The sequence below is a fragment of the Proteus myxofaciens ATCC 19692 genome (assembly GCF_001654855.1).
GTDB classification, from domain to species: Bacteria; Pseudomonadota; Gammaproteobacteria; order Enterobacterales; family Enterobacteriaceae; genus Proteus; species Proteus myxofaciens.
In genome coordinates, this window is sequence record NZ_LXEN01000155.1 from 43,584 (window position 1) to 70,494 (window position 26,911).

Below are 26,911 nucleotides of genomic sequence, written 5' to 3' on the forward strand. Positions count from 1 at the left end.
CTTTTATTAAGATAAAGCAAATATTAAAATATTTACCTAGCTGTCATTTTAATTTTTTGATTATACAACTAGTCTTTAAAATTAGCATAGTATTTGTTAATGATAATTATTAACAATTACAAATATAGAATGTGAGTTATTCTCAATTTTATATTGCTGGAAATATAAAAATTAATATTAGTGTGACATTTTTAATATTATTTAGATTATTTTATAAAACAGAAATTATATCTTACTAAGATGTTGTATGTAAGATGTTATATAAAAATATAATATATCGATTCTTTGTTTTTTGACAAACTCCATTCATTTATCATGTAAACTAAATTAATTAAAAATCATTTCTTAATGTTATTTGTTTTTTTGTTATTAAAAGTAAACCTTTTGATGCTTGAGTTGATTTATTTTAAGCAAAATACATACGTTAAAAAATAAATAAAAACAGTTAAATAACATTAACGCATTGATTTTAATTAACTATTATAATTTATGTTATTATTTTATTTGTCAGTATTTTTAGAAAGTGCACACACTTCAAATTATCAATATTAATTCTTTGAAAATATAAATATAGTGAATTATAGTAAAACTACTTATTTCATTTGGAAGGGTTTTTATTGATGAATAAAATAAATAATTACGTGGGTATACAAGTCAATTTATCTTCCTTAGAATCTTTATATAATGATAAAAAGCATTATCAACAATTAAGTTATCTTACCAATAATTTAGGCGATTGTTATGAACCTGATGCATGCCCTTTACCTAATACAATGAGGGAAGAAAAAGCGGCAATTGAATTATTTGCTCAATGGCTAGGACTTTCTTCTAATGAATGTTGGGGCTATATTGGTGGGGGTTCTTCAATTGGTAACTTACAAGGAATGTGGATAGGAAGACAACTTTATCCAGATGCAACACTTATATTTTCAAAAGATGCACACTATAGCATTTATAAATTTGCAAGCTTACTTGGATTTAAAAAAATCATCATTATCGATACATTAGAAACAGGCCAAATAGATATTAATGATTATAGAGAAAAAATAAAAAAGAAAGAAAATATAGTGGCGGTATTTACAGCAGGCACAACGATGACGAGTGCGTTTGATCCAATTGAAGAATGTACTAATATAATGGATGAATACTCATGTGAGTATTATATTCATCTTGATGCAGCTTTAGGTGGAGCGTTAATTCCTTTTATAGATGAAAATGAATTAAAACAAGATCCAAGGACATTTTCATTTCATAATAAAAAAATCTCATCTATGACGATTAGTACTCATAAAGTACTAGGTACACCTATGCCAGGGAATCTCTTTATTGCTAGAAAAAATGTTATTGATAATTTTAAAAATCATGTCACTTCAATTCCTTATCTTTCTGGTATTAAAGATATTATGATTTATGGTAGTCGTGATGGTTTTAGGGCTGATATTGTTTATTCAAGACTTTGTTCTCTTGGTAACGAGGGATTAAAAAAGATAGTAAAAGACTCATTTGATAATTGTGATTATTTAATGAAATCGTTTAAATCAATGGGGATCACTTCTGCTTTTAGAGCGGCTGCTGGGTTATCTATTGTTATTCCTTTAATCTCTTTAGAAGAAAAAATGTTGCCAGAGTATTTACATGAAATAGATAACAAATACCATCTTGTAAAAAATAATGTTTATTTGCACATTTATGTTATGGAACATGTAAATAGAAAAATGTGCGAAGAGATTGTGGCTGATTTCACTAAGGCATTAAAATTGACTCAGCAGCAAACTATCTCTTAAATTGCTTTATCCATATTTCATATTTTGATTAGCCCCAGGATGTTTTATAGGGGCTTTTATACTTTATCCAATAATCAGTTAGTTGGTTGTTAAAAAAATATTAAACATATAACTTATTGATTCAAAACTATATTTAATAATTAATTGTATTGGCTCAAGATTAGAACTTATGCTGTTATAGCATTGAATTATATATGAGCCAGCAGTCTGCTTTGTGCCAAAAGCAGAACTAACATATATCTCAATCTGTTTATAAGTATTAAAACAAAAGTGATATAAAAGTGTAGTTATAGAGTAAAGGACGTTCGTGGGATTTAATAATAAACCACAATCATCCAATACTCTTAATCCATGACAAACATGTTTTTACTTTATTTATAGGTATTATGATTTAATCAGTAAGAATAATTAAATGTTATAAGTTCTGTTGAAAGAAAGCTGTAATTTTATCAAAGGGGATTTTATTTAAATTATCATATAAATCAACATGATCAGCATTCGGAATAATTAATAATTCTTTAGGCTCTAATGCTAATTTATATACATCTTCTGAATAGTAACGCGAATGTGCATTTTCCCCTGCAATCAGCAAGATGGGTCTTGGTGATATCATTTCAATATTGGCATACATAGGAAAATTAAAGAAAGATATCGGTGTTGTTGCCGTCCATGCTGTAGTCGAATTAATTGAACGAGGATGAAAACCTCGAGTAGTACGATAATAATCAAAGAATGCTGCTAATACAGGTGGTGCATTCTTCGGTAATACTTCAGGTAAAACACGCTGACCTTCAATAATATGACCATTTTCATCAAAGGGTACTTCATGATAACCGAGCGCATTGTATCCATTTTCTGCATCTTTCCAACGCTGCTGGCTAAGATAATCAATCACCTTATGTCTTTCTTCAAGAGTATAACTATCTTGATATCCACGGCTGATACTACGAGACATATCATACATTGATGCGGTAGCCACAGCTTTAATACGTGGATCACTACCGGCAGCAGTTAAAGCCATCCCACTTAATCCACAGATAGCTAACACACCGATACGCTCACGATCCACATTTGGCTGTAGTCCTAAAAAATCGACAGCTGCACTAAAATCTTCCGTATTAATATCCGCAGAAGCAACATTTCGAGGTTCACCACTACTTTCTCCCGTAAAAGAAGAGTCAAATGCCAATGTGATGAAACCACGTTCTGCTAATGTTTGAGCATATAACCCAGAAGATTGCTCTTTTACCGCGCCAAATGGCCCACTTAATACAATCGCAGCTAATGGTTCTCTTATATTTTTAGGTTGATATAAATCACTCACCAACGCTATACCATAACGATTTTTAAATGTAACCTTTTTATATTCAACTTTATCGCTTTTCATAAAAGTTTTATCCCATTGTTGATTAATCATCGTCTTTGATTGCGATAATGCTGTAGCAGTAAATATTGATGTCATACTTGCAGCGGCAATACTTACGCCCGTTAATTTTAATAATGCTCGACGTTCATTATTCATAATATATATCCTCTTCTATTCTTCATTTTCTTAGGAAAGCTTATTGAATAACTTAACCAATGGATATTAAAGACTAATAATTATTTCTTTATAAAATTTAAACATATTATTTTTCTTTCTCAGCCCTCGCAGTGAATTGAACAAGTGTTGCGGCAATAACCAGAAGTAAAGCACTCACCGCAAAAGCACTTTCATATCCTCCTAAATCAAATAATATGCCCCCCACAGAAGCGCCACAGGCAATAGAAATTTGGATAACGGCAACCATTAAACCGCCTCCTACTTCTGCGTTATTTGAAAATATTCGAGGTATCCAACTCCACCATCCAACAGGTGCTGCGGTCGAAATAAATCCCCAAATACTCAGTAATGCAATCACAGCAAAAAGAGAATGGCCGAAGAAAATTAGCGACACACCAATGCTAGCCATCAATAGTGGAATGACGATAAGTGTGCGATAAAATCCTCTATTTAATAAACGATTGATAAGTAATGTCCCAATAAACCCAGCAATACCAATCAATAACAGGATACAAGTTACCATCGAAATATCGAGTTTTGTTACTGTTTCAAGAAAAGGGCGCACATAGGTAAATAAGGTAAATTGCCCCATAAAAAATAACCCAATAGCGAGCATACCTAACGTAACGACTCGATATTTAAAAAAGCTAAAAATATTGAAAACTTGTGATCTATTTTGATGGTTATCTGAGTCAGCCGGCATTGTCGGTAGGCTCATCCATAACCAAATAATGGTGATAATCGCGATAGGGACTAGGCTCAAAAAAGCCCCTCGCCATCCAATAGTTGCACCTAAATATGCTCCTAATGGTGCTGCAATAACGGTTGCTAACGCATTACCACTATTAAAAATAGCCAATGCTTTAGAAACCTCTTCTATTGGTACAAGACGCATTGCTATTGCAGCAGACATAGACCAAAAGCCACCCACAACAATACCGATAAGTGCTCTACCCACCATATAAATGTAATAATTAGGAGCTAAAGCAATCATTGCCCCTGAAACACCCATCAATAGCGTAAGTCCTAGTAATAAAGCTTTACGATTTAAGTGACGAGTAAGGACAGAAATAAATAAGCTGGTTACAACAGCAAAAAAACCCGAAATTGTAATACCTTGTCCTGCCATTCCCTCTGTCACCTGAAAATCAGTGGCTAAAGGTGTTAATAAGCTCACTGGCATAAACTCAGAGGCTATCAATACAAAAACACAAAGTGTCATGGCAAAAACGGCACTCCAGTTCGCTCTTTCAGGAGATTTTTGTTCTCGAAGAATTGTATTATCCATCGGTTCTATTCACCTTTGTGTTTACGATATTTAATAGACATTATCATCGCATATAGGTGATAATTTAATTAGTAGGCGTAATCTTCATAAACTTGTGAGAAAAATTCATTAATGGCAAAAAGTAAAATGAATGACTTGCACGCTTTTCTTATCGTTGCTCAAGAGCAAAGTTTTACGAAAGCAGCCGCAAGACTCGATGTAACACCCTCGGCTCTAAGCCATACAATACGGCTTTTAGAAGAGCGATTAGGAATTCGGCTTCTTACAAGAACAACTCGAAATGTTTCTGTGACAGAGGCCGGTGCACAATTAATGAATGCTATCAGCCCATTATTTGAACAGATTAATATTGAGCTTAACGCATTAAATGAGTTACGAGATAGTCCTAGGGGGACTATTCGTCTAAGTTGTACTGATGATCAAATAGAAACTTATATTCGCCCCATGTTGAATAACTTTTTACAAAAATACCCTGATATCACATTAGAGATGTATGTGGATTATGGTTTTACAAACGTCGTTGAAGAACGTTTCGATGCGGGAATACGCATTGGCGATGATATTAATAAAGATATGATAGCGGTACGTATTGGTCCTGATTGGCGTTTAATTACAGTGGCCTCTCCTGCTTATTTTGAACAACACCCAAAACCTAAATCCCCTGACGATTTATCTCAACATCAATGTATTAATATTCGACATCGCGCTGCGGGTTCTATTTATGCGTGGGAATTTAATCAGGATGACCATATAACAAGTATAAAGGTAGAGGGGCAACTCGTTTTTAATAGTACTTTACATCAATTAAATGCAGCTCTTGATGGTATGGGAATAGCCTATATTCCAGAATCGTTGGCAGAACCTTATATTTCACAAGGTAAACTACAATCAGTATTGACAGATTACAGCCCTTACTTTGAAGGTTTCCATCTGTATTATCCAAACCGTCGCCAGTCTTCTCCCGCTTTTATGGCTTTTGTAGAAGCAATAAGGTATCGACCTAAGGAGTATCGCAAATAAAGATAAAATATAATCATTCCATATTTTTTGTATTATCATAGTTAAACTTACTATATGAACAATACGTCTGTTTTTCGCTCAAAACAGCCATTTAAATTTTACATGTGGGCAGGTTCGTTGGCCTCACTCAGCCAGTCGGGTCACATACTGATTTATGTTCCCTGTTTATCTTCCCTTGCCGCCTTCCTGCATCTTGAATTGCGTTATATATAAAGAGCAGGACATTCTGGCATAAGCTCTGAATGCAGGCTTAATACGGTTTCATCCCGAGCTGTTAGCTGCAACTTGAAACCTATATGGTATATGGTATCGTACGCGTCAGAAATACCTTTAAGAGAACCTTTCACGGTGGAAAAAAAGAAAACCTTCCTGCAGCAGAAAAGCGGCTTGCATCCGCGTAACCGTCATCGTTCACGCTATGATTTCCCGGCACTGATCGCTAGTTGCCCTGCACTGGAGCCGTTCATCAAGCCGAACGCTTGGGGCGACATCTCGATAGATTTTGCCGATCCTGCGGCGGTTAAAATGCTCAACCGTGCATTACTGCAACATTTTTATGGCATTGAACACTGGGACATTCCCGCCGATTATCTGTGCCCGCCGATCCCCGGGCGTGCCGACTATTTACACCATCTGGCCGACCTGCTGGCGACCAGCAACGGCGGTGAGTTCCCTCGCGGTAAAGGCGTGGCGATCCTTGATGTGGGTGTTGGTGCCAACTGTATTTATCCGATTATTGGCCTGCGTGAATACGGCTGGCGTTTTACCGGTTCGGAGATTAATCCGATATCGCTCAATTCGGCCAAAATGATCGTGGAGATGAATCCGACACTGAGAAACGGCGTGCGTCTGCGTTTACAAAAACACCCCGAATGTATTTTGAACGGCATCATCGGCGTGGCAGAGAAATTTGATGCCATACTGTGTAATCCACCGTTCCACAGCTCTGAACAGGAAGCGCAAGCCAGCACCCGTCGCAAACTGCACAAGCTGGGTAAAGGCGAGGTAGCCGACACGCCGGTACAGAACTTTGGTGGCAAAAATAAAGAGCTATGGTGTGAAGGCGGTGAAGAAGCCTTTGTGCGTAAAATGGTAGAGGAGAGCGTTATCCTGGCGCAAAACTGCCTGTGGTTCACCTCGTTGATTTCTAAAAATACGACCTTACCTTCGATTTATCACGCGTTGAAGCTGGTGGGTGCGGCCGAAGTCCGCACCATTGAAATGGCGCAGGGGCAAAAAATCAGTCGCTTCGTCGCCTGGACTTTCCACGATGCACAACGGCAGGTCGCCTGGGCGACAGAACGCTGGCGTTAATTTCCCTGGTGCCGATTATTTAATCGGCACTGATAAAACTTAGCATTTCCCTTTCAATTTCTGCATGTTGCGTTATTTTCAATATGTCTTCTAATACTAAAAATCTTAAAAAAGTTATTTATTCAAAATACAATACTTACCTTACTTAATTGATATTTTAATCCGGTATATATAGAGCTCAAGCTGCGGTTTGAATGAATAAGGGTATATGACCACATTATAAACACATTAAAGGAGATGCATGGTTCGGAGGAAATCATTCAGGCTTGGAATGACGCAAGGAGCAGCTTGTTTGAATATACATCCCATGAGTCTCCTTTCCTCCCTCCTGTTTTAAATGACGGGCAGAAATAGCAGCCTCATATTCTCGCAGTACTCACTGCGGCATTATTCATCAAATCCGTTTCTACTAAAATCCATCGTACTTGAAGAGGATCGGAAGTAATTCACGGTCAAACAGCTTAGTCAGCCCCCATTTATTGGCGCTTAGAATTGTTCGTAATCCTCTATCAGCAGCGAGAACATCAGGTGGGGGTTGGGTAATACAAGTGGCAGTGACCGTGAATGTCCTATCTTCGCTCAAAGCTGACTACTAAATTAGAACTAATAAATTAACCAACTATAGCGTACTCACCTTCAATAAAATCCTCTCCGTCATTTTCGTATTTCACAAGATGACATTTGCCAAGTAAACCATATTGACTAACGACACAGTGAACACCGTGAGAACTATTTGAGCCTTGGTGTTTGTTTTGTCTTCGTTTGTAGCTGGACGCTTTTTCTAGAAAACCATCTTTTACTGTGCTATCTAACATGAGAATACGTGAAATGGAAGAAGCGCAGAAAGCGGAAGAGGAATAATTGTGATTGTTGTTAAACGGGCTGTACTAATTAACTATCTCGCCCGTTTAATATAATGGATGATTATGCGAACCTTGGTAACTTAATGCAGATAGACCGCAAATCTTGCGGTTTTATCGCCGACTCAGGTAACATACGTTTTGTATAAAAATATTCGCCGTCACAATTGCAATAGAAATAATAAGCTTAATCTCTTATTAGATAATCCTTATCAATAATAAAGAGATTTTTATTCTCATTATATTTCGTATTGATATCCCAAACACCATCATTAAGCTTTATTCCATTAACCCCAAGATACTCAAATGCATCCAAAGTATACGTCCATCCAACTTGATTTAGTTTAGCAAAATCTGTCTCTTGGCCAGCTGTAATAAGTCTTATATTAATACCAAGTTTTTTATAGAATTCACTTTCCCACTCTTTAATTGAATTATTCTCTGGCTCAGTGATACTGTTTGCACTCATAATATTTTTGTTTTTTTCTAAGTCGTAAAACTGTGTCGAAGCTTCTCCGCCATGAAAACCAATCAAAGCATTTTTACTTATGTATTTATTTCTTCCCGCGACAAAAACATAGTTAGCTGCTGACGAGTAAACTCTGTCTTTTACTTCAACATCCAATTTATTTTTATAAATCAGTTCTCCGAAGCATAATCCCAGTGACGTAACACCACCAAGAGAGTCTATTTTAATTAATTTTATGTTCGGATTTTCAGAAAGCAGTTGATTAACTCTCAATAGACCGCTATGTGAGATATAACCATCATAGCTAATTGTATTATCCATGTGTTGTACTTGAACTAATTTTTCTAAATCTGATTTCTTATCACCGATGATGTACTCTTTTAAAATTTCGTCTGCTTGTAACCCTTCCTGTTGTTTGATTGAGTGCCCGTCGCCACATATCAGTTCGAAATCCTTTTCCGTTTCAGAATCACAACCAGCGAGGAGTAAACAGTTACTAAATATAAACGCAAGCTGAATATTTTTTGATGCCATAGCTGTCTCCTATAAAACAATATCAATTAGACATAAAGTTTTCCATCATTCTACTATCACTTTGTTGTTCTATTTTATCGCGCTGCATGTGAAATTCCTTAAGACAATCTGCGTATTTGTCAGTCCCTTTCTGGTAGCCAAACTTATCGCAGTATGACTGGTCCTGATTAAATTGTTGCTCTGGTGTAATACAACCTGATAACAAAAAAACAACGCCCAAAATAATAATTTTTTTCATAGCCTCTCCTGGTTAAATAGTTAAAATCTATCATTAAATACTTTTTCATCATTGAGTTAATTTATATTACAGCAATTTAATTAATGTTTATTAACACTAAATTAAATAGTTAAATATATTATTAAATACTTTTTCATCATTGCATTGCTTTATATTACAATGGCTTCTTTTATAAACTGGAGTGTAAAATGGAGTATAAAATCATGACGAAAAAATTAATTCCTCTATCAATAGCTATAATGACAATAGCAGTATCGGCTTGTAACACTAAAAACTCTTCCATAAAAAAGGAAGATGAGCTAAAAATATTTACATCAGGTGATAAAATATTCTATTCTGGTAATATTAGTGAGTCTGGATATGAAAAAGTTCACGCCTTGGCTAGCAACTCAGATATTTCTACTCTTGTCATTAACAGTCGTGGCGGTGATATTGTTCCTGGTATGAAGTTAGGTGAACTGGTATTCGATAAAAAGTGGGATGTCCAGGTTCAAGATTATTGCTTCTCCTCCTGTGCAAATTACATTTTCCCAGCAGGGAAAACTAAATACATTTCAAAGTTCAGCCAATTGGGGTGGCATGGTGGGGCAACACAGCAGTTTGATGAAGACATTATTCCAAAAGAAAAGAATGATAGAGAAAGATTTACCCAAATACTTACTGGGCTTATAGAAACTGAAACAGCCTTTTTTAAAAAAATCAATGTTAATCAAGAGTCTACGATATACGGACAAATTGCTTTTAATCATCTAGAGATGATTAAAGCACACAGCATCAACTGTATAGGATGGAGCTACTCAATTGATGGCATGTCTGCATTTGGGATGAAAAATATTGTACTGATAGATGGTGAGTGGGAGCCAAGCACATCTTTTGAAAATAGCTGCATCCATATCTATGATAAAGTAAAATTATAGTAATATAAAAACGATAATATCCCCGTCTGAATAGTCCGTTTGACGCAGTGTTCGGTTTAATTTGTTGCGGTATAAACTCCTTGCCTAATCCTTTTGCAACATAGCGTTATGCATTATGTGCATACCCTAATAACGATATTTTTATTATTACGTTTTTATTCAAACTTTATAATAAAAATTATATTCAAAATAAAATAATAGTGAAAAATAGAAAAATTAGGAGGTATTTTTCTTAATTTCATAAGGTAATACATATCTCTATAAGGTAATGCCATTAAGTAAAGATAAATAATTAATACCTCCTAAAATTAATTTTCTATTTTGGGAGGCGTATAATTGAATTTTTAATTACATAACTTTGTAGTGGCGCTAGTCTTATCAAGATATCTTTCCAATTTCTCAAATAAATCCCTCGCTACATCTTCCGTCATATGCGTCCTAACAGGCTCTCGTCTAATAGTCTTCATGTTGCTAATTAGTTTTTGGAGAGTATAGCAGGGTGTGGGATGTAAGATAAAACACACTCACTAAAAACTGTAATATATTGATTTATTTGTCTTGTGTTGTCATGTTTTGACGTGTATTTTCACATAAATAGCATGGTAATTAAAATGTAACCACTTGATTTATAATTATAATTAACTTCTATAGAGCTTTTTATAATAAAGTGGTATTCTTCTTCTATGTTTTTCCAACATAAAACATATCGAATATAAAAGGTTGTAAGGAAGTAATAAATGACGACTATTGAGAAAATTGAACGCCAGATCAAAGAAAACCCGATTATTTTATATATGAAAGGTTCACCTAAGTTACCAAATTGTGGTTTTTCTGCGCAGGCAGTTCAAGCAATTTCAGCATGTGGTGAGCGTTTTGCTTATGTCGATATCCTACAAAATCCAGACATTCGTTCTGAATTACCAAAATATGCTCATTGGCCAACATTCCCACAATTATGGGTAGATGGTGAATTAGTTGGTGGATGCGATATTATTTTAGAAATGTATCAACGTGGCGAGTTACAGAAGTTACTAAAAGAAACTGCTGATAAATACCGAGACGATGAAGCAGAATAATTAATACCATTTTTGCGATTAATTATTTGTCGATATAAAAAGCCAGTTTTATAAAAACTGGCTTTTTTTGTTAAAAAAAGAGAAACGCTAATTAAGGGGTAGGTAAAGGCCAGCCACCTAGTTTTTTCCAGCGATTAACTAATTCACAAAAAAGTAAAGAAGTGCGATTAGTGTCGTATAAAGCTCCGTGAGCTAATTTACTATCAAAAGGGATACCCGCTGTAATGCAGGCTTTTGCTAAAATAGTTTGGCCTAATACTAAACCGCTGAGCGCTGCGGTATCGAATGTCGCAAAAGGATGAAAAGGATTGCGTTTTAATCCAGAACGTTCAGCAGCTGCCATCACAAAGCTATGATCAAAGGTGGCATTATGAGCGACGATAATGGCACGATTACAATTTGTCTCTTTCATGCCTTTTCTTACCATTTTAAAAATAGCATGAAGTGCTTCATATTCACTGACGGCACCACGAAGCGGATTTTTAGGATCAATACCGGTAAATTCTAATGCTGAGGGTTCTAAATTAGCGCCTTCAAAAGGGTCAACATGAAAATGTAAGGTATTATCAGGTTGTATCCAACCTTGCTCATCCATTTTTAATGTAATCGCGGCAATTTCAAGAAGCGCATCTGTTTTTGCATTAAATCCACCTGTCTCAACATCTATAACAACAGGGTAATAACCGCGAAAACGGTTACAAAGCTCATTAGGGCTATTTTTATCAGGCATTAAACTTATACTTATCTGATTAAAGTAAGAGATCAGAAATTAATCAATAATCAAAAATCAGAGAGGCCGTAAAATTGCCTCTCTGATTTAAATAAAATTAGTTACCAAGTGCGTGGCTTGCATCTTTGTTTTCGATTAATTCAATTTTGTATCCATCTGGATCTTCAACAAAGGCAATAATAGTAGTTCCGCCTTTTACGGGACCGGCATCTCGAACGACATTACCACCGGCTTGGCGAATTGCCTCACAAGTTGCTGCAACATCATCAACACCTAATGCAACATGACCAAAAGCGGTACCCATCTCATAACTATTAACACCCCAGTTATAAGTCAATTCAATGACGGCGCCACTGCTTTCATCACCATAGCCAACAAAAGCTAACGAGTATTTATATTCCTCATTTTCATTGGTGCGCAGAAGTTGCATACCTAATACTTGGGTATAAAAATCGATAGAGCGTTGTAAATCGCCTACACGGATCATGGTATGAAGTACTCGCATATAAACCTCTTATATTTTTTGACTCATTAAACCCAACAGAAAAAACTGACGGTCTAATACTATAACGCGTTAAAGCCCTAAAGTTCAATTTTAGTGCTCAAACAGATGTTAGTTATCAGTTACGCAGAAGATAATTCTATTAACTATACTCTATAGTAACAAATAAGCAGGGAGGAATAATCAAATGTTAGAACAATTAGAATTTTTCGATATTCCTAGTCCATGTATTGGGCGTTGTGAAATGAATGCACAAGGTTATTGTATGGGTTGCTTTCGTAATCGACAAGAACGTTTTAATTGGTCAACGATGAACCAACAAGAAAAAAGAAATACGCTACGGTTATGCCGCCAACGTTATTTAAGAAAAATTTCTAAAACAGAGATACAAATAGAGATAAAAAATAATCAATTAAATTTATTTTGAAGTTAAAAATAATTTAAAAATTAAAAAAAATTTTATCTAACTATTATCCATTATCTTTACTTATTGTATTTAATTTATTTATTACTTCCTTATTATTATTTTAATAATATCAATTGTAATTATTGCCTTTATAAATGTCATCTAATTAGATGAACTTTAATGTATTTTTCTTTTAAAACAGTTTTTTTGTAAAATAATAATGATTATTATGTAAAAAAATATAGATTAGTTTTTATAACAAGGTTATTCTTTATAGTGTTTCATAATTAAGAAATAAGAAAGATTATATTAAGCCTTATTAAATAATTTATCTATTTTATAAAATAATTAACTACCTAATAAATGAAGTTGTAACTTTAAATATTAGTAAGATTAAAGCGAGATATTATAAAAGAGTAGGTGAGTCAAATTGTATCAAGTACATAGATTTAAGTTTGGTTATAAACAGGCTGAAAATGCGAATTTAAGGAGGGATATGTGGAATCAACATTAGGAGCTGATTTAGCACGTTTAGTTAGACTGTGGCGTGCATTAATTGATCACCGTCTCAAACCATTGAAATTAACTCAAACTCATTGGGTAACATTGTATAATATTAGCCAATTACCTCCTGAGCAATCGCAAATACAGTTAGCTAAAGCGATTGGCATTGAGCAACCTTCTTTAGTAAGAACCTTGGATCAGTTAGAAGAAAAAAAATTGATATGTCGCCATACATGTATAAATGATCGTCGAGCAAAACGTATTAAATTAACAAAAGAATCAGAACCTTTTATTAATGAAGTCTATACAGTTATTGAAAAAACACGGCAAGAAATATTAGGTGATATTCAGCAGGATGAAGTTGAAGGGTTGATTAATATCATTAGAAAATTAGAAAAAAACATAAATAGGCTACATGATTAATTATGTGTAATATAATACTTTAAGTTAATTGATTTTAATATGCTCTAATAGCCTGTTATTTTTACTTTTTATATTTTTCTGTGGCTTTATCCGTATAATGTAAATATAAAATTTATAGATAAGTGAAGCGTATTTTGCATATTAATGTCATTAAGATTATTAAAAAATAAAACAGGCGATAGTAAATACTCGCCTGCTTTATTTATTTTGGGGATTATCGTGGAGATACCGTTAAGTTATTACCACTACCAATAACGGAAACACGTTGTCCTTTGCTATAAACGGTATTATCTGCTTTTTGAACAACAGCAACGGTTCTGCCACTGTCTAAACGTACCTCAAGCTGAACACCTTTTGTTGTATTTAATGCGCCTTGCGCTTGTTGTCCTGCCATACCACCTGCAATAGCACCAGCAGCAGTTGCTAAGTTACGGCCTGTCCCACCACCAATAGTGTTACCTAATAGGCCACCAAGAACAGCACCGCCAATGGCACCAACAATATTCTCGTCGCTACCAGCTTGGATATTTACTGCACGAACAGAAACAATAGTACCATAAGTAACAGTCTGTGCTTGTTTCGCTTGGCTTGCTGTATAGGTATCACCGGATAAAGAACCGGTATTAACACAACCTGCAAGTGCCGTCATGGTAAAAAGGCCGATTAGTAAATGCTTAAACATAGTTACTCCTAAAGAAAATCCAAGAAATTGACTTAGATTGAATAATGTTCTTAGTATCAGTTATAGCGTGTTTTTTGCGTATGTCGATACAGATATTAATAATATTTTGCTTACTATATAGTAAAACGAGAAAGCAAACACAGAAGAGATTTCTTAAAAATATAATATAACATTATATGTTAAAATTTGTATCATCTTGATTATAAGGAAAACACCATGAGAGCAGGGCGGTACATCGGTATAATGTCGGGTACAAGTTTAGATGGAATTGATGTTGTTTTAGCCGCAATAAATAATAAATTTGTTGCACAACAAACAAATCACTTTCTACCTTATCCACAATCCTTACGAGAACGTATTTTAGCTATTTGCCAGGGGCAATCAACAACGTTATCTGAATTAGGTGTGTTAGATGCGCAATTAGGAGAATTATACGCTAAAGCGGTTATTGAGTTATTAGCTAAAGTGAAGTTAAGCGCCGATGATATTACTGCAATAGGTTGTCATGGACAAACTGTTTGGCATGAACCTGATGGCGTTTTTCCTTTTACAATGCAACTAGGTGATAACCATCGTATTGCTGCGCTAACAGGGATTACAACGGTGGGTGATTTTCGTCGTAGAGATATTGCTTATGGTGGTCAAGGTGCACCTCTTGTTCCTGCATTTCACTTTGCGGTATTAGGTCATCCTCTTGAAAAGCGAGTTATTCTTAATATCGGTGGTATCGCTAATATTTCGTTATTATTTCCGGGCGTAACAGTTAAAGGCTACGATACTGGGCCTGGCAATATGTTGCTTGATAGCTGGAATTGGATACATAACAAAACACCTTATGATGATAATGGATCATGGGCTGCAACAGGGAAAGTGAATACTGGGCTGTTAAATCAAATGCTTACTGATCCTTACTTTTTACGTTCAGCACCCAAAAGTACAGGGCGTGAATATTTTAATACACAATGGTTAAATCAGCATTTATCAAAATTCCCTTCTATTTTGCCAGAAGATGTTCAAGCAACATTAGTTGAATTAACTGCTACCACTATTGCACAGCAAGTAAAGTTAAATGGTGGATGTGAGCGTTTATTGGTATGTGGTGGTGGTGCGCGTAATGGACAAATAATGCAACGTTTAGGTTCTTTATTGCCTGGTAGTGAAGTTACTGTTACAGATAAATATGGGTTAAGTGGCGATGATATGGAAGCGCTAGCATTTGCTTGGCTTGCTGCTCGTACGATAGCTAATGAATCAGGTAATTTACCTTCAGTAACAGGTGCTTCTAGAGAAACAATTTTAGGGGCAATTTACCCTACAAATCCATGTTAGGCGTGGTATGCTGAGTAGAGCCTCTTAACGTGAGAATAAAAAATGACCGAACTTGATTTAACTGATATTGCTGATTTACGTCGAGAATATATGAAAGGCGGTTTAAGACGCAACGAACTCACGCAAGAACCTCTCACATTATTCGAAAAATGGCTAAAACAAGCATGTGAGGCAGGTTTAAGTGATCCGACTGCAATGAGTGTTGCAACTGTTGATGAGAATGGACAACCTTATCAACGCATTGTGCTACTTAAGCATTTTGATGAAAAAGGGTTAGTTTTCTATACCAACTTAGGAAGTCGTAAGGCATCTCACCTTGAGCATAATCCTCATGTTAGCCTGTTATTCCCTTGGTATCCTTTAGAGAGACAAGTCTGTTTTCTTGGCAAAGCAGAAAAACTTTCACCTCTTGAAGTGGTTAAATATTTCCATAGTCGCCCTAAAGATAGTCAAATTGCGGCTTGGGCTTCCCAGCAATCTTCTCGTATCTCAGCGAGAGGTATATTAGAAAGCAAATTTTTAGAATTAAAACAGAAATTTAAAAATGGTGAAGTCCCATTGCCTAGTTTTTGGGGGGGATTTCGTGTTGCGTTCGATTCTGTTGAGTTTTGGCAAGGTAGAGAAAACCGTCTACATGATCGTTTTATTTATCAAAAATCGATAGATGGATGGGATATTGAGCGATTAGCACCTTAGTTCTTTATTGAGTGTGAATAATTTAGCACAAAAGGGCTTTTTCTACTGGTACTTAATAGGGGAGCGCTTTATGCTATACCCCTTATGTTTCACATATATTTTAAAATAGACAAAAACAATAAACTGATGGAGTCATTGATGTCTAGCAAGAACCTAATTACACAATTGCAGGAGCGTGGGCTAATTGCTCAGGTAACGGATGAGGCAGCTTTAGTTGAGCGTTTGGAGCAAGGTTCTATCGCACTCTATTGTGGTTTTGATCCTACCGCTGATAGTCTGCACTTGGGGCACTTGGTTCCTTTGCTGTGTTTAAAACGATTCCAACTAGCCGGGCATAAGCCTGTGGCGTTGGTGGGTGGTGCAACGGGTCTGATTGGTGATCCTAGTTTTAAAGCCACCGAGCGCAAACTGAATACCCAAGATACTGTTCACGAGTGGGTAGAAAAAATTCGTAAACAAGTATCACCTTTCTTAGATTTCGACAGTGGTGAAAACAGTGCGGAATTAGCAAATAACTATGACTGGTTTGGTCAAATGGATGTGCTAACATTCCTGCGTGATATCGGTAAACACTTCTCTGTGAACCAAATGATCAACAAAGAAGCGGTGAAACAGCGTTTAAACCGTGATGATGTTGGGATCTCATTTACTGAATTCGCCTATAATCTGTTACAAGCGTATGATTTTACATCATTAAATACTCATCATGGCGTAGAATTACAAATTGGTGGTTCTGACCAATGGGGTAATATTACATCAGGAATTGATTTAACTCGTCGTTTCAACCAAAAACAAGTTTTTGGTATGACTGTACCTTTAATTACCAAATCTGATGGGACTAAATTTGGTAAAACAGAAGGTGGTGCTGTTTGGTTAGATCCTAAGAAAACAAGCCCATATAAATTCTATCAATTTTGGATCAACACAGCAGATGCTGATGTCTATCGTTTCTTGAAATTCTTTACCTTCATGAGCATTGAAGATATTAATGCACTGGAACAAGAAGATAAAAATAGTGGTCAAGCACCTCGTGCTCAGCGTGTATTAGCTGAATTAGTCACAGGCCTAGTTCACGGTGAGGAAGGTTTAACTGCGGCAAAACGTATTACAGAAAGTTTATTCTCTGGCGCTATTTCTGAGTTAACTCAAGCTGATCTTGAGCAACTCGCACAAGATGGAATGCCAACGATTGAATTAGAAAAAGGGAGTGACTTACAACAAGCTCTCGTGAATGCACAATTAGTCCCATCTCGTGGTCAAGCACGTACAATGATTGGTTCTAATGCAGTCTCTATCAATGGTGAGAAACAAGACAATCCTGAATATGTTTTTGAAGAAAAAGATTTCTTGTTTGGTCATTACTCCATTTTACGTCGCGGTAAAAAACACTACTGCCTTGTTATCTGGAAATAATTGATATAAAAGGGCAACATTATGTTTGCCCTTTTTTGATCTCCAAAAGTTGTATATACCTCGCCTATGATGATAAAGCTTGGGTGTTGTGTGTATTCACAATAATCGGTTTATGTCATGAAAAATATACTTTCTATTCAATCTCACGTTGTTTTTGGTCATGCTGGTAATAGTGCTGCTGAATTTCCTATGAATCGTATGGGCGTTAATGTATGGCCATTAAATACGGTACAATTTTCAAATCACACGCAATATCCTGAAAAGTGGACAGGATGTGTGATGTCTGCTGAACATATTACTGAGATTGTTGACGGTATTGCCGCAATCGGTAAACTCGGCCAATGTGATGCAGTCTTAAGTGGATATTTAGGTTCAGCTGAACAAGGATTACGTATTGTTGATATCGTTAAAAAGGTTAAACAAGCTAATCCTAATGCATGGTATTTTTGCGATCCAGTAATGGGACACCCTGAAAAAGGCTGTATTGTTCCTCCTGAAGTCTCTGGCGTATTATGTGAAGAAGCGTTACCTATCAGTGATATTATTGCACCAAATTTACTAGAGCTTGAAACATTAGCGGGTGGTAAAGCGTTACATAATGTTGATGAGTGTGTAAAAGCTGCACGAAAACTATGCTCGCAAGGGCCTAAAATTGTATTAGTAAAACACTTATCTCGTGCAGGTTATCGTCAGGATCGCTTTGAAATGTTGCTGGTTACCGCAGAACATAGCTGGCATATTAGTCGCCCATTAGTTGATTTTGGAGAGCGTCAGCCTGTCGGTGTAGGTGATTTAACCAGTGGTTTAATGCTAGTGGACTTATTAAAAGGTATTGAATTACCACAAGCGTTAGAGCATGTTGCAGCTGCCGTTTATGAAGTAATGCTAAAAACGAAAGAGATGAATGAATATGAATTGCAATTAGTTGCAGCTCAAGATCAAATGGTGCATCCAACCCATAAATTCTGTGCAACTCAGCTAGACTAATCGGTTAATTCTTTATAAATAAAAACAGGCACTTTATATGCCTGTTTTTTTATACCTGCTTTTTAATATATAGCACATTACGATAGTGTGATGACAATAAGATAATTATTCTTTAATTAAGCCTTCAGCAACCAATGCACTATGTACATTAGGACGTTGTGCAATACGTTTTAAGTAGCTTTGTAAATGTGAAAGATCAGTGATATCTAATCCAACATGAGAAGCCCATTGGCTTAATGTAAATAAATAAGCATCTGCAACAGTAAAATGGCTACCGCAAACATAGTCTTGTTTACTTAATACACCATCAATATAGCTAAATTTACTTTTAAGTTTCTCTTTAACAACAGGAATATAGCTTTCTGGTGTATCAGAAGAGAAAAGAGGGCCATAGCCTTTATGTACTTCGCTTGCAAGGAAATTTAGCCATTCTATTTGGTGGTAACGTTCTAATGACTTTGGTGAAGCAATTAAGTTTCTATCTGGTTTTAAATCAGCCAAATATTGCACAATAGCAACACCTTCAGTCAAAATATCTCCATTATCTAATTGAAGAACAGGAACTTGGCCTTTAGGATTAATGCTAAGGAAATCTTTACCTGATTCTGTTTTTTTTGCTCGTAAATCAATTTTCTCTATTGAAAAATCAAGGCCTGTCTCACGTAAAACAATGTGAGGAGAAAGCGAGCAACTACCTGGCGTGTAGTACAATTTCATATAATAGCCCCCTATCAATTAAGATGGTAGTAATAATGAAGACATAAATGGTCTTCATTAGTATTAGATAATAAGATGTTATAAAAAATTAGCAAATGAAATAGAGTAAATAACAGAAGCTTTTGTAAATCTGTGAAGAGTATGGGAAATAGACAAAATTGCTTACTTAATATCTGGAATAATTAAGTAAGCATATAGAATTTTTTATTTTTTAATTGTTGGTAGGAAAGAAATATCCATATAATATTTTTTAGGGTTATTTTTATCTATATATACAGTGACATTCTCATCAGTAAGATATGGTGTGGGATCAAAAAAGATATTTTTACTTTTATATCGAGTGATGCTATTGGTTGCTTTATCAAGTTTATCAGCAATAATTTGAAAAGGATTGCTTCCATTCACGCTTATTGAGTCATTAATAATGACTTCGCTAATTTTAACTGTAATAGGCGAACCTTCACGTATTAAACGTGTACCCTTATTTTTTGATATTTTCATTATGATAAGAGGAATAATACCAGCAAGTAGGAAAAGAACACCAAATCCTGATATAAATATACCACTACCATATAAGCCGAAAGCACTATTGATAACGGCGGATTTTGGGTTATCTTTTGGGTAAATAATATCGATAGAATTCCCGATATCATTGCTAAAACTACTACTACCGTAAGACGATCTAAACATTACTGCTGAATTATCTTCTAATGTATTAAAAACGATAATCGGATAAAAAGCTCGCCCACCATCTGAATCGCCTACGTCGAGATCAATAATTGTTCCAGTGGTTTTAATACCATTATTTGTAAATTCGAGGGATGATTTCCATAAAAAGATTGAACCTATTAGCAATGCAATACCAACTACAATAAATATAGGAAGTACTAATTTCAATTGTTTCATTTATATATCCATTTTAAATAAAAATAATTAATTTTACTAATGGAAGTCTATATAAATAAATTAAAAATTGACAGAATAAATTTGAGAATTAATTTATTAAATATCTCATAATATGAGTAAAAGTAATAATAAAACGAGAAAAAATAATTTATATTATCTTGACATAAAATAAGCCCCTTAATATGAAGATTTAAAGGGCTTATTACAGAATATTATTTCAATTCTAATTCATTCATTGCTGCGATGCTAAATCCACCATCAACATGAATAATTTCACCTGTAATACCACTAGACAAATCAGAGCATAGGAATGCTGCTGTATTACCAACATCTTCAGTTGTAACAGTGCGACGTAGTGGTGTTACCGCTTCACAATGGCTTAACATTTTACGGAAATCTTTAATACCAGATGCAGCTAAAGTGCGGATAGGACCTGCTGAGATACCATTAACACGAATACCTTCAGGACCCATTGCATTTGCCATATAACGAACATTAGCTTCTAAAGAAGCTTTAGCCAGACCCATAACGTTATAGTTAGGGATTGCACGTTCAGCACCTAAATAAGTCAGAGTTAACAGTGCAGCATTTGGATTTAGCATTTCACGACTAGCTTTAGCCATTGCTACAAAGCTATATGCACTGATGTCATGGGCAATTTTAAATCCTTCACGAGTGACTGCATTAACATAGTCACCATCGAGTTGGTCAGCTGGGGCAAAACCGATAGAGTGAACAAAACCATCATATTTAGGCCAAGTTTTTGCTAGCTCAGCATACATTGCATCAATACTTTCGTCTTTTGACACATCACATTCTAATACGATAGTTGAGTCTAATGATGCTGCAAATTCTTCAACGCGTGGTTTCAGTTTTTCATTTTGGTAAGTAAATGCAAGCTCTGCACCTTGGTCACGCATCGCTTTGGCAATACCATAAGCAATTGATAATTTACTAGCAACACCAGTAATAAGAATGCGTTTGCCGGTCATAAAACCCATAGCTGTATCCTTGTTTTTTTCGTAAATCGCGATAATAACATTATTCACAGTTTTGTTTTTCTGTTTAGTTATCACGCTTATTGTTAATAAACGTGGTTGATTCTACCACGACATTTGTAAATTTGCTTAATTTACCTAGCACCTCCGAGGAGTTGCTAGTTATAGATAATCCATTTTAATGACTAATTTGTATTTAGATTAAATCTTGTCGCCAAGCTTCGGCTGTTAATGCTTCACCAAAATGGCTGGCAACAAGCCGTCGTGTTACTTCGTGTAAGGGCGATGCTAATACTTCAGCAGTATTACCACGTTCAACCACTTCACCTTTATCCATGACAATAATCTTATCGCTGATATGTTTTGTCATACCTAAATTTTGGGTAACGTAAATATAGGCAATATCATGTTTCTCTTGAAGCTCCAGCATTAAGTTAATCATTTGTGAACGCAAAGACATATCTAAAGAGGCGATAGCCTCATCAGCAATGATAACTTGCGGTTCTAAAATTAACGCTCTTGCTAGCGCTATACGTTGACGTTGCCCTGATGCAAACATATGTGGGTAATAATTAGCATGTTCAGGAAGAAGACCGACTTGGCGTAAGGTTTGATAAATTCTTTTTTCTCGTTCAACAGCGCTTAAATCCGTATTTAGCCGCAAAGGCATATCAAGGGTTTGACCAATACGCTGGCGAGGGTTTAATGAATTTGTGGGATCTTGAAAGATCATTCTAATCCGCTGACTACGATAAGAGTAATCACCAAAACTAACTTGATGGCCATCAATAAAAATATCACCGCCTGTTGGCTCTGTAACACCAGATAGCATTCTTGCTAATGTTGATTTACCAGAACCATTAGCACCAATAATGGCAAGCGTTTGTTTAGGCTCTAATGAAAAACTAATGGGTTTAACAGCTTCTAGTTGTTCACGACGAAATAGCCCTGTTCGATAACGAAATGTTTTTGATAAATTTTTTACTTCTAACAGTTTATCGAACATCAGTAGGCTCCACATTTAATGGAAAGTGACAAGCTACTGCATGGGTTTTAAATAAGCGTAAACGAGGTGTTTCAATACATTGACGCTGTGCATAAGGACAGCGAGGCCCTAAACGACAACCTACCGGTAAATGTTCAAGAGAAGGAATAGCACCAGGTAATGTATTTAAACGGCTTTTATGAGGCAATGAGTTCGTAAAATCAGGTATAGAGCGAACTAGCGCCTGAGTATAAGGGTGATAAGGGGTAACTAATAATTCATCAGGTGATGATGTTTCTACAGTTTGACCACAATACATCACCGTAATTTTATTGGCTAATTTACTCATCCATTGCAAATCATGGCTAATGAGTAAGATAGTCATATTATTATTTTGGTTAAGACGAGTTAGTAAGCGAAATATTTGTGTTTGGGTTGCTGGTTCCATCGCATTTGTTGGTTCATCGGCAATCAATAAACGAGGTTGGTTAGCAATTGCAATGGCTATCATTACTTTCTGGCATTCACCTTCTGTTAATTCATAAGGGTAGCTGCGCATAATATCTTTATGATCTTTAATACCAACACGATGCAATAATTCAATTGCGCGACGTTTTCGCCAATGGAAGCGTTGCCACCAATGCCCTTTAAATGTCCAACCAGGGATGGCTTGAATAAGTTGTTGTTCTATCTTAGTTGCAGGATCAAGACACGATTGTGGTTCTTGGAAAATCATTGAGACATTATGACCAATTACACGACGGCGTGCTCTAGGTGAGAGTTTTAATAAATCGATATCATCAAAGCGAAAGCGATCCGCAGTGACTTTAATATTGTCTTTTGTGACACCACAAATGGCTTTAGCGATAAGACTTTTACCAGAGCCAGATTCACCAACAAGGCCTCTCACTTCACTTTCATTTAATGTTATAGAAACACGATCTACGGCTTTAACAGGACCATCGGGTGTCATAAACTCAATAGTCAAGTTGCGTATATCTAATAAAGGCATTATTCAACTCCCTCATTTATCGCACGCTGTAAACCATCACCTAATAGATTTACCAATAAAACACTTATCATAATGGTGGCACCAGGAATTAATACAGTCCAAGGTGCAACATAAATTAGCTCGAGTGAGTCACCTAACATGGCTCCCCATTCAGGAGAAGGTAACTGAGCGCCTAAGTTTAGAAAACCCAAAGCAGTAATATCAAGGATCGCTATAGAAAAGGCCCGTGTTAATTCAGACACTAACACCGGCGTAATATTAGGAAGTACGGTATACCATAAAATAGAGAGATTAGAAGCACCATCAAGACGAGAGGCTATCACATACTCTTTATTTAATTCGTCATGCACAGCAGAGAAAATCATTCTGACTAATCTAGGAAGTAGTGCAAGCCAAATCGCTATCATGGCATGTTCTAAACTAGCGCCAACAAAAGCGACGACAATAATTGCTAAGAGCAGAGAAGGGATAGAAAGTAGTGTATCTAATATATGATTTAGAACAGCAGATTTAAGCCCGTGAGTCATACCAGCAAAACAGCCGATAATTAATCCCATTAATGTTGCTGCAAAAGTGACAATAAATGCGCCACCAAAGGTCATACTTGTGCCAATGAGAATTCGGCTAAAAATGTCACGGCCTAAATCATCAGTACCGAAATAGAAATCAACATTACCATTTTGATACCAAGATGGTGGGGTAAGTTGATGTCCAAAAAATTGTTGGTCAAGCGCATAAGGGGCGATATAAGGGCCAACGATGCTGAGCAATAAGAGAAAAAGCACGCCATAAAAGCCCACCATGGAGATGACATCTTTAGAAAAACATTGCCAGATAACATAAGTTGGCGAAGGCGTTTTTCTCTCTTTATAAAATTGGCTATCTAAAGGCATATCCCACCTTGTGTTTCATTGGATTACTCATAGCCCCAACGATATCCGATAACACATTCACAATAATGACCATTGATCCTATTAACATCACACCAGCAGAAATCGCTGAGTAATCTTGTTGGCGAATTGCCGTGACTAACCAACGGCCTAAGCCTGGCCAGTTAAACACAATTTCAGTCACCATTGTCAATGTTAGCATTGTTGAGAACTGTAAGCCTAATTTAGGGATAATTGGAGGTAAAGCATTATGAAGAATATGGCGTCGAATAATTGTAAAACGTGAGAGACCTCGCGTTGCAGCTGCTTTTACATAGTTTTCCGACATAATTTCTTCAGTACTATTTCGCATTAAACGAATAACCTCAGTGATAGGTGCAATAGCCAAGGTTGCTACTGGTAAAACTAAGTGCTGCAATACATTTATCATCATTTGATGACGGTAAGGTGAATCAGATAGCCAAGCATCAACTAGGGCAATCCCTGTGACAGTTTGTAGATTATAAAGTAAATCAATACGGCCAGAAACAGGAAACCAACCTAATTTCAAAGAGAAAAAGAGGGTTAATAAGAGTGCTAAACCAAACACAGGAATAGAAAAACCTAATAACGCAAAATGACTAATAATGATATCTGCGGGTTTATTTCGCCAAACAGCAGCTATAATTCCCGCTGGAATACCAATAAATAGCGCAAAAAAGAAGGCTAAAGAGCAAAGCTCCATCGTAGCAGGAAATGCTTCAATTAATTGTGCTTTAATGGGCTCGCCATTAATAGAGGAAATACCAAAATCAAAATGAAGTAAGTTATGAGTATAGAAAAGATACGCATCAGCTAATGAGGCACCACTAAGTGGCCCATTTGGCGTGTAGTAGCTTAAGCTAAAACTGATAAGTGACAAAAAGAAAAGTGTCACTAGCAGTAGAAGTAATCGACGTATCGAATAGATTATCATGGGTTATTTCTCAGCCTCATAACGTTGACTGTGCTCATCTACTTCTGTTTCTCTATAAACGCCAGCAAAAGAAGCATTTCCAAAAGTACTTAACACAAGTCCTTTAATATCATAACGATAAGCCTGCATACGTAAAGAATTTGCTAATGGTAATACGGGTAACTCTTGCGCTAATATATCTTGAGCTTCGTGATAGTAATCCATGCGTGAAGCGAGTTGTTGACTATTAAGCGCTTTTTGTAAAACAGTGTCAAAAGAAGGAAGACACCAATGACTTAAATTAGTTTGAGACCCAATTGCAGCACAGCTAAAAAGAGGTCTATAAAAGCTATCAGGATCGTTACTATCAGTAGACCAACCTGACAACGTCATATCATGCGTTCTATCCATTAAACTAGTATCCTGATAACGACCTTCAATAGGACGTATATCCATTTTTATACCGACTTGAGCTAAATCAGCTTGGATTAACTCAGCCATTTTTAATGGACTAGGATTATAAGATTGAGGAGCACTAGGAACCCACAGACTTAATGTCATATTTTCAAGGCCAAGCTCTTTAAGAATTTGTTTGGCTTTTTCTGGATTATATTCTGTAATCTTTGCTCGATTATCATAGGCCCATGATGCACGAGGTAAAACAGAAGCCGCTGTTTCCGCAGTACCATAATAAATTGATTCCATTAATCGTTCATTATTTATTGCGTAAGCAATGGCTTGGCGAACTTTGAGGTTATTGAGCGGTTGTTTACTTGTATTAAACGCTAAATAGGCGATATTCATGCCTGAACGCAGTGTTAATCTTAAACGTGGATCATCACGTAAGACTTTTAACTGGCTTGCAGCAGGATAAGCCAGTACATCGCATTCACCGGTTAATAATTTAGAAATACGTCCTGTACCACCAGCACCAGTATCAATAACGATTTGTTGCATTTTAGGCTGACCTTTCCAATAGTCATTATTTCTAAATAAACGAACAAATTGACCTGGTTGATATTCATCTAATAAAAAAGGTCCTGTACCAACAGGCTTCCAGTCAATTTGAGATTGTTCCCCTTTTGCCTCTAATGATTGAGCATATTCATACGAAAGAATAGGAGCGTAATGAGTGGCTAGATGCCATAAAAAAGAAGCGTCAGGTTCTTTTAAACTAAATTCAACGGTATACGGTCCCAATTTTTTAATCGACTTAATATTATCAGCAAGACTTAAACTATCGAAATAAGGATATTTGCCACCGTTAATTTGATGATAAGAATTTTCGTTTGAAAACATGCGTTCAAAACTAAAAATAACATCATCAGCGGTTAACTTACGTGTGGGTGAAAACCAATCTGTCTTTTGAAATGGGACATTTTTTCGTAAATAGAAACGATAAGTTGCGCCATTATCAAGAGATTCCCAGCGTGCTGCAATTTCAGGAATAAGTCGATAAGTATAAGGGTCAACATCTAATAGGCGATCGTAAAGCTGTGCTGCAAGTGGATCGATAATGAGTCCACTACTAGAAAGTTGTGGATTAAATGTATTTACGCTGCCATCAACACAATAGACAAAACCATTTTGTTGAATTTGTGTTGGCTCTTGCTCAACAGATAACACTTCCGTCATTGGAGTAATATCAGCAGAGCAAGTCATGCTTACAACGGCTAATAACAAAGTACTAGCAAGTATAATAGGGCGCATAATAATATCTTTTCGAGGAACGATTTGCTCATTGTAACTTAAAA

General features: G+C 36.0%; 27 protein-coding genes. 11 read left to right on the forward strand and 16 right to left on the reverse strand.

The window, feature by feature from the left end; genetic code table 11:
• Positions 1–620: 620 nt before the first annotated feature.
• Positions 621–1,784: a pyridoxal-dependent decarboxylase gene (locus tag M983_RS15805; RefSeq protein WP_066753190.1), complete on the forward strand. Its 1,164-nt coding sequence runs from the start codon at positions 621–623 to the stop codon at positions 1,782–1,784.
• 415 nt (positions 1,785–2,199) lie between these two features.
• Here M983_RS15805 and M983_RS15810 read toward each other — a convergent pair whose 3' ends face one another.
• Together M983_RS15810 and M983_RS15815 are read right to left on the reverse strand one after the other, a co-directional pair.
• Entirely contained in the window at positions 2,200–3,306 is a 1,107-nt protein-coding gene (locus M983_RS15810; RefSeq protein ID WP_066753193.1) for an alpha/beta hydrolase, read from the reverse strand.
• 106 nt (positions 3,307–3,412) lie between these two features.
• Entirely contained in the window at positions 3,413–4,615 is a 1,203-nt protein-coding gene (locus M983_RS15815) for an MFS transporter (RefSeq protein WP_066753195.1), read from the reverse strand.
• A gap of 126 nt (positions 4,616–4,741) precedes the next feature.
• Here M983_RS15815 and M983_RS15820 point away from each other — a divergent pair, with 126 nt between their 5' ends.
• Entirely contained in the window at positions 4,742–5,635 is an 894-nt protein-coding gene (locus M983_RS15820) for a LysR family transcriptional regulator (protein ID WP_210433257.1), read from the forward strand.
• A gap of 348 nt (positions 5,636–5,983) precedes the next feature.
• Positions 5,984–6,949 carry a 23S rRNA (adenine(1618)-N(6))-methyltransferase RlmF gene (gene rlmF / locus M983_RS15825; protein WP_167348694.1) on the forward strand — a complete coding sequence of 322 codons (966 nt, stop codon included), beginning with the start codon at positions 5,984–5,986 and terminating at the stop codon, positions 6,947–6,949.
• A 611-nt stretch (positions 6,950–7,560) separates the two neighbouring features.
• Here rlmF and M983_RS15830 read toward each other — a convergent pair.
• The 3 genes from M983_RS15830 to M983_RS15840 all read right to left on the reverse strand — a co-directional run bounded on the left by M983_RS15830 (position 7,561) and on the right by M983_RS15840 (position 9,050).
• Entirely contained in the window at positions 7,561–7,764 is a 204-nt protein-coding gene (locus M983_RS15830; protein WP_066753204.1) for a hypothetical protein, read from the reverse strand.
• A gap of 232 nt (positions 7,765–7,996) precedes the next feature.
• Positions 7,997–8,812 (reverse strand): hypothetical protein, encoded by an 816-nt coding sequence (locus M983_RS15835; protein WP_066753208.1) that lies wholly within the window; start codon positions 8,810–8,812, stop codon positions 7,997–7,999.
• Positions 8,813–8,834: 22 nt separating this feature from the next.
• On the reverse strand, positions 8,835–9,050 hold the full coding sequence (locus M983_RS15840; protein ID WP_066753212.1) for a hypothetical protein: 216 nt from the start codon (positions 9,048–9,050) through the stop codon (positions 8,835–8,837).
• A 188-nt stretch (positions 9,051–9,238) separates the two neighbouring features.
• On the opposite strand from M983_RS15840, the gene M983_RS15845 reads away from it, so the two are divergent.
• A complete protein-coding gene (locus M983_RS15845) occupies positions 9,239–9,967 on the forward strand; it encodes a hypothetical protein (RefSeq protein WP_066753214.1) in 729 nt (242 codons plus the stop codon).
• A gap of 737 nt (positions 9,968–10,704) precedes the next feature.
• Entirely contained in the window at positions 10,705–11,043 is a 339-nt protein-coding gene (locus M983_RS15850) for a Grx4 family monothiol glutaredoxin (RefSeq protein WP_066753216.1), read from the forward strand.
• A 91-nt stretch (positions 11,044–11,134) separates the two neighbouring features.
• Here the strand turns inward: M983_RS15850 and rnt are convergent, their stop codons facing one another.
• Positions 11,135–11,773, reverse strand: a complete 639-nt coding sequence (gene rnt / locus M983_RS15855; protein ID WP_066753218.1) for a ribonuclease T — start codon at positions 11,771–11,773, stop codon at positions 11,135–11,137.
• Between the two features lie 97 nt (positions 11,774–11,870).
• Positions 11,871–12,278 carry a lactoylglutathione lyase gene (gloA, locus tag M983_RS15860; RefSeq protein WP_066753221.1) on the reverse strand — a complete coding sequence of 136 codons (408 nt, stop codon included), beginning with the start codon at positions 12,276–12,278 and terminating at the stop codon, positions 11,871–11,873.
• A 184-nt stretch (positions 12,279–12,462) separates the two neighbouring features.
• On the opposite strand from gloA, the gene M983_RS15865 reads away from it, so the two are divergent.
• Both M983_RS15865 and slyA read left to right on the forward strand, forming a co-directional pair.
• A complete protein-coding gene (locus M983_RS15865) occupies positions 12,463–12,702 on the forward strand; it encodes a DUF1289 domain-containing protein (RefSeq protein ID WP_066753224.1) in 240 nt (79 codons plus the stop codon).
• Between the two features lie 477 nt (positions 12,703–13,179).
• Complete coding sequence (slyA, locus tag M983_RS15870; protein WP_066753227.1) at positions 13,180–13,608, forward strand: transcriptional regulator SlyA; 429 nt, start codon at positions 13,180–13,182, stop codon at positions 13,606–13,608.
• A 214-nt stretch (positions 13,609–13,822) separates the two neighbouring features.
• On the opposite strand, the gene M983_RS15875 is transcribed toward slyA, so the two are convergent.
• Complete coding sequence (locus tag M983_RS15875) at positions 13,823–14,290, reverse strand: outer membrane lipoprotein (protein WP_066753230.1); 468 nt, start codon at positions 14,288–14,290, stop codon at positions 13,823–13,825.
• 216 nt (positions 14,291–14,506) lie between these two features.
• Here M983_RS15875 and anmK point away from each other — a divergent pair, with 216 nt between their 5' ends.
• The 4 genes from anmK (at position 14,507) to pdxY (ending at position 18,715) form a co-directional block, all read left to right on the forward strand.
• Positions 14,507–15,619: an anhydro-N-acetylmuramic acid kinase gene (gene anmK / locus M983_RS15880; RefSeq protein WP_066753233.1), complete on the forward strand. Its 1,113-nt coding sequence runs from the start codon at positions 14,507–14,509 to the stop codon at positions 15,617–15,619.
• A gap of 42 nt (positions 15,620–15,661) precedes the next feature.
• Complete coding sequence (gene pdxH / locus M983_RS15885; protein WP_066753236.1) at positions 15,662–16,315, forward strand: pyridoxamine 5'-phosphate oxidase; 654 nt, start codon at positions 15,662–15,664, stop codon at positions 16,313–16,315.
• Positions 16,316–16,453: 138 nt separating this feature from the next.
• Positions 16,454–17,728, forward strand: coding sequence for a tyrosine--tRNA ligase (tyrS, locus tag M983_RS15890; RefSeq protein ID WP_066753240.1), 1,275 nt, complete (start codon positions 16,454–16,456; stop codon positions 17,726–17,728).
• A 117-nt stretch (positions 17,729–17,845) separates the two neighbouring features.
• Complete coding sequence (gene pdxY / locus M983_RS15895; RefSeq protein ID WP_066753243.1) at positions 17,846–18,715, forward strand: pyridoxal kinase PdxY; 870 nt, start codon at positions 17,846–17,848, stop codon at positions 18,713–18,715.
• Between the two features lie 105 nt (positions 18,716–18,820).
• Here pdxY and gstA read toward each other — a convergent pair whose 3' ends face one another.
• From gstA to sapA, 8 genes are all read right to left on the reverse strand, one after another.
• Complete coding sequence (gstA, locus tag M983_RS15900) at positions 18,821–19,432, reverse strand: glutathione transferase GstA (protein WP_066753247.1); 612 nt, start codon at positions 19,430–19,432, stop codon at positions 18,821–18,823.
• Positions 19,433–19,636: 204 nt separating this feature from the next.
• Complete coding sequence (locus tag M983_RS15905; protein WP_066753251.1) at positions 19,637–20,338, reverse strand: DUF3592 domain-containing protein; 702 nt, start codon at positions 20,336–20,338, stop codon at positions 19,637–19,639.
• 212 nt (positions 20,339–20,550) lie between these two features.
• On the reverse strand, positions 20,551–21,339 hold the full coding sequence (gene fabI / locus M983_RS15910) for an enoyl-ACP reductase FabI (RefSeq protein WP_066753254.1): 789 nt from the start codon (positions 21,337–21,339) through the stop codon (positions 20,551–20,553).
• Positions 21,340–21,532: 193 nt separating this feature from the next.
• Positions 21,533–22,342 carry a putrescine export ABC transporter ATP-binding protein SapF gene (gene sapF / locus M983_RS15915; protein WP_066753257.1) on the reverse strand — a complete coding sequence of 270 codons (810 nt, stop codon included), beginning with the start codon at positions 22,340–22,342 and terminating at the stop codon, positions 21,533–21,535.
• Positions 22,332–23,333, reverse strand: a complete 1,002-nt coding sequence (gene sapD / locus M983_RS15920) for a putrescine export ABC transporter ATP-binding protein SapD (protein WP_066753260.1) — start codon at positions 23,331–23,333, stop codon at positions 22,332–22,334. Before sapD ends, sapF begins: the two co-directional genes overlap by 11 nt.
• A complete protein-coding gene (gene sapC, locus M983_RS15925; RefSeq protein ID WP_066753263.1) occupies positions 23,333–24,226 on the reverse strand; it encodes a putrescine export ABC transporter permease SapC in 894 nt (297 codons plus the stop codon). Before sapC ends, sapD begins: the two co-directional genes overlap by 1 nt.
• Positions 24,213–25,178, reverse strand: a complete 966-nt coding sequence (gene sapB, locus M983_RS15930) for a putrescine export ABC transporter permease SapB (RefSeq protein WP_066753266.1) — start codon at positions 25,176–25,178, stop codon at positions 24,213–24,215. The genes sapC and sapB overlap by 14 nt, the downstream gene beginning before the upstream one ends.
• 3 nt (positions 25,179–25,181) lie before the next feature.
• Complete coding sequence (gene sapA, locus M983_RS15935) at positions 25,182–26,867, reverse strand: ABC transporter substrate-binding protein SapA (protein ID WP_066753269.1); 1,686 nt, start codon at positions 26,865–26,867, stop codon at positions 25,182–25,184.
• Positions 26,868–26,911: the final 44 nt, after the last annotated feature.

What these genes read in the sequence shown, in the direction of transcription:
- M983_RS15840 (WP_066753212.1), bottom strand. Translation starts at nt 9,050, where the DNA reads ATGAAAAAAATTATTATTTTGGGCGTTGTTTTTTTGTTATCAGGTTGT.
- sapD (WP_066753260.1), bottom strand. Translation starts at nt 23,333, where the DNA reads ATGCCTTTATTAGATATACGCAACTTGACTATTGAGTTTATGACACCC.
- sapC (WP_066753263.1), bottom strand. Translation starts at nt 24,226, where the DNA reads ATGCCTTTAGATAGCCAATTTTATAAAGAGAGAAAAACGCCTTCGCCA.
- fabI (WP_066753254.1), bottom strand. Translation starts at nt 21,339, where the DNA reads ATGGGTTTTATGACCGGCAAACGCATTCTTATTACTGGTGTTGCTAGT.
- M983_RS15865 (WP_066753224.1), top strand. Translation starts at nt 12,463, where the DNA reads ATGTTAGAACAATTAGAATTTTTCGATATTCCTAGTCCATGTATTGGG.
- M983_RS15830 (WP_066753204.1), bottom strand. Translation starts at nt 7,764, where the DNA reads ATGTTAGATAGCACAGTAAAAGATGGTTTTCTAGAAAAAGCGTCCAGC.
- rnt (WP_066753218.1), bottom strand. Translation starts at nt 11,773, where the DNA reads ATGCCTGATAAAAATAGCCCTAATGAGCTTTGTAACCGTTTTCGCGGT.
- pdxH (WP_066753236.1), top strand. Translation starts at nt 15,662, where the DNA reads ATGACCGAACTTGATTTAACTGATATTGCTGATTTACGTCGAGAATAT.
- gstA (WP_066753247.1), bottom strand. Translation starts at nt 19,432, where the DNA reads ATGAAATTGTACTACACGCCAGGTAGTTGCTCGCTTTCTCCTCACATT.
- M983_RS15820 (WP_210433257.1), top strand. Translation starts at nt 4,742, where the DNA reads ATGAATGACTTGCACGCTTTTCTTATCGTTGCTCAAGAGCAAAGTTTT.
- M983_RS15805 (WP_066753190.1), top strand. Translation starts at nt 621, where the DNA reads ATGAATAAAATAAATAATTACGTGGGTATACAAGTCAATTTATCTTCC.
- sapF (WP_066753257.1), bottom strand. Translation starts at nt 22,342, where the DNA reads ATGTTCGATAAACTGTTAGAAGTAAAAAATTTATCAAAAACATTTCGT.
- M983_RS15905 (WP_066753251.1), bottom strand. Translation starts at nt 20,338, where the DNA reads ATGAAACAATTGAAATTAGTACTTCCTATATTTATTGTAGTTGGTATT.
- M983_RS15850 (WP_066753216.1), top strand. Translation starts at nt 10,705, where the DNA reads ATGACGACTATTGAGAAAATTGAACGCCAGATCAAAGAAAACCCGATT.
- M983_RS15845 (WP_066753214.1), top strand. Translation starts at nt 9,239, where the DNA reads ATGGAGTATAAAATCATGACGAAAAAATTAATTCCTCTATCAATAGCT.
- M983_RS15815 (WP_066753195.1), bottom strand. Translation starts at nt 4,615, where the DNA reads ATGGATAATACAATTCTTCGAGAACAAAAATCTCCTGAAAGAGCGAAC.
- sapA (WP_066753269.1), bottom strand. Translation starts at nt 26,867, where the DNA reads ATGCGCCCTATTATACTTGCTAGTACTTTGTTATTAGCCGTTGTAAGC.
- M983_RS15835 (WP_066753208.1), bottom strand. Translation starts at nt 8,812, where the DNA reads ATGGCATCAAAAAATATTCAGCTTGCGTTTATATTTAGTAACTGTTTA.
- anmK (WP_066753233.1), top strand. Translation starts at nt 14,507, where the DNA reads ATGAGAGCAGGGCGGTACATCGGTATAATGTCGGGTACAAGTTTAGAT.
- gloA (WP_066753221.1), bottom strand. Translation starts at nt 12,278, where the DNA reads ATGCGAGTACTTCATACCATGATCCGTGTAGGCGATTTACAACGCTCT.
- tyrS (WP_066753240.1), top strand. Translation starts at nt 16,454, where the DNA reads ATGTCTAGCAAGAACCTAATTACACAATTGCAGGAGCGTGGGCTAATT.
- M983_RS15875 (WP_066753230.1), bottom strand. Translation starts at nt 14,290, where the DNA reads ATGTTTAAGCATTTACTAATCGGCCTTTTTACCATGACGGCACTTGCA.
- sapB (WP_066753266.1), bottom strand. Translation starts at nt 25,178, where the DNA reads ATGATAATCTATTCGATACGTCGATTACTTCTACTGCTAGTGACACTT.
- M983_RS15810 (WP_066753193.1), bottom strand. Translation starts at nt 3,306, where the DNA reads ATGAATAATGAACGTCGAGCATTATTAAAATTAACGGGCGTAAGTATT.
- pdxY (WP_066753243.1), top strand. Translation starts at nt 17,846, where the DNA reads ATGAAAAATATACTTTCTATTCAATCTCACGTTGTTTTTGGTCATGCT.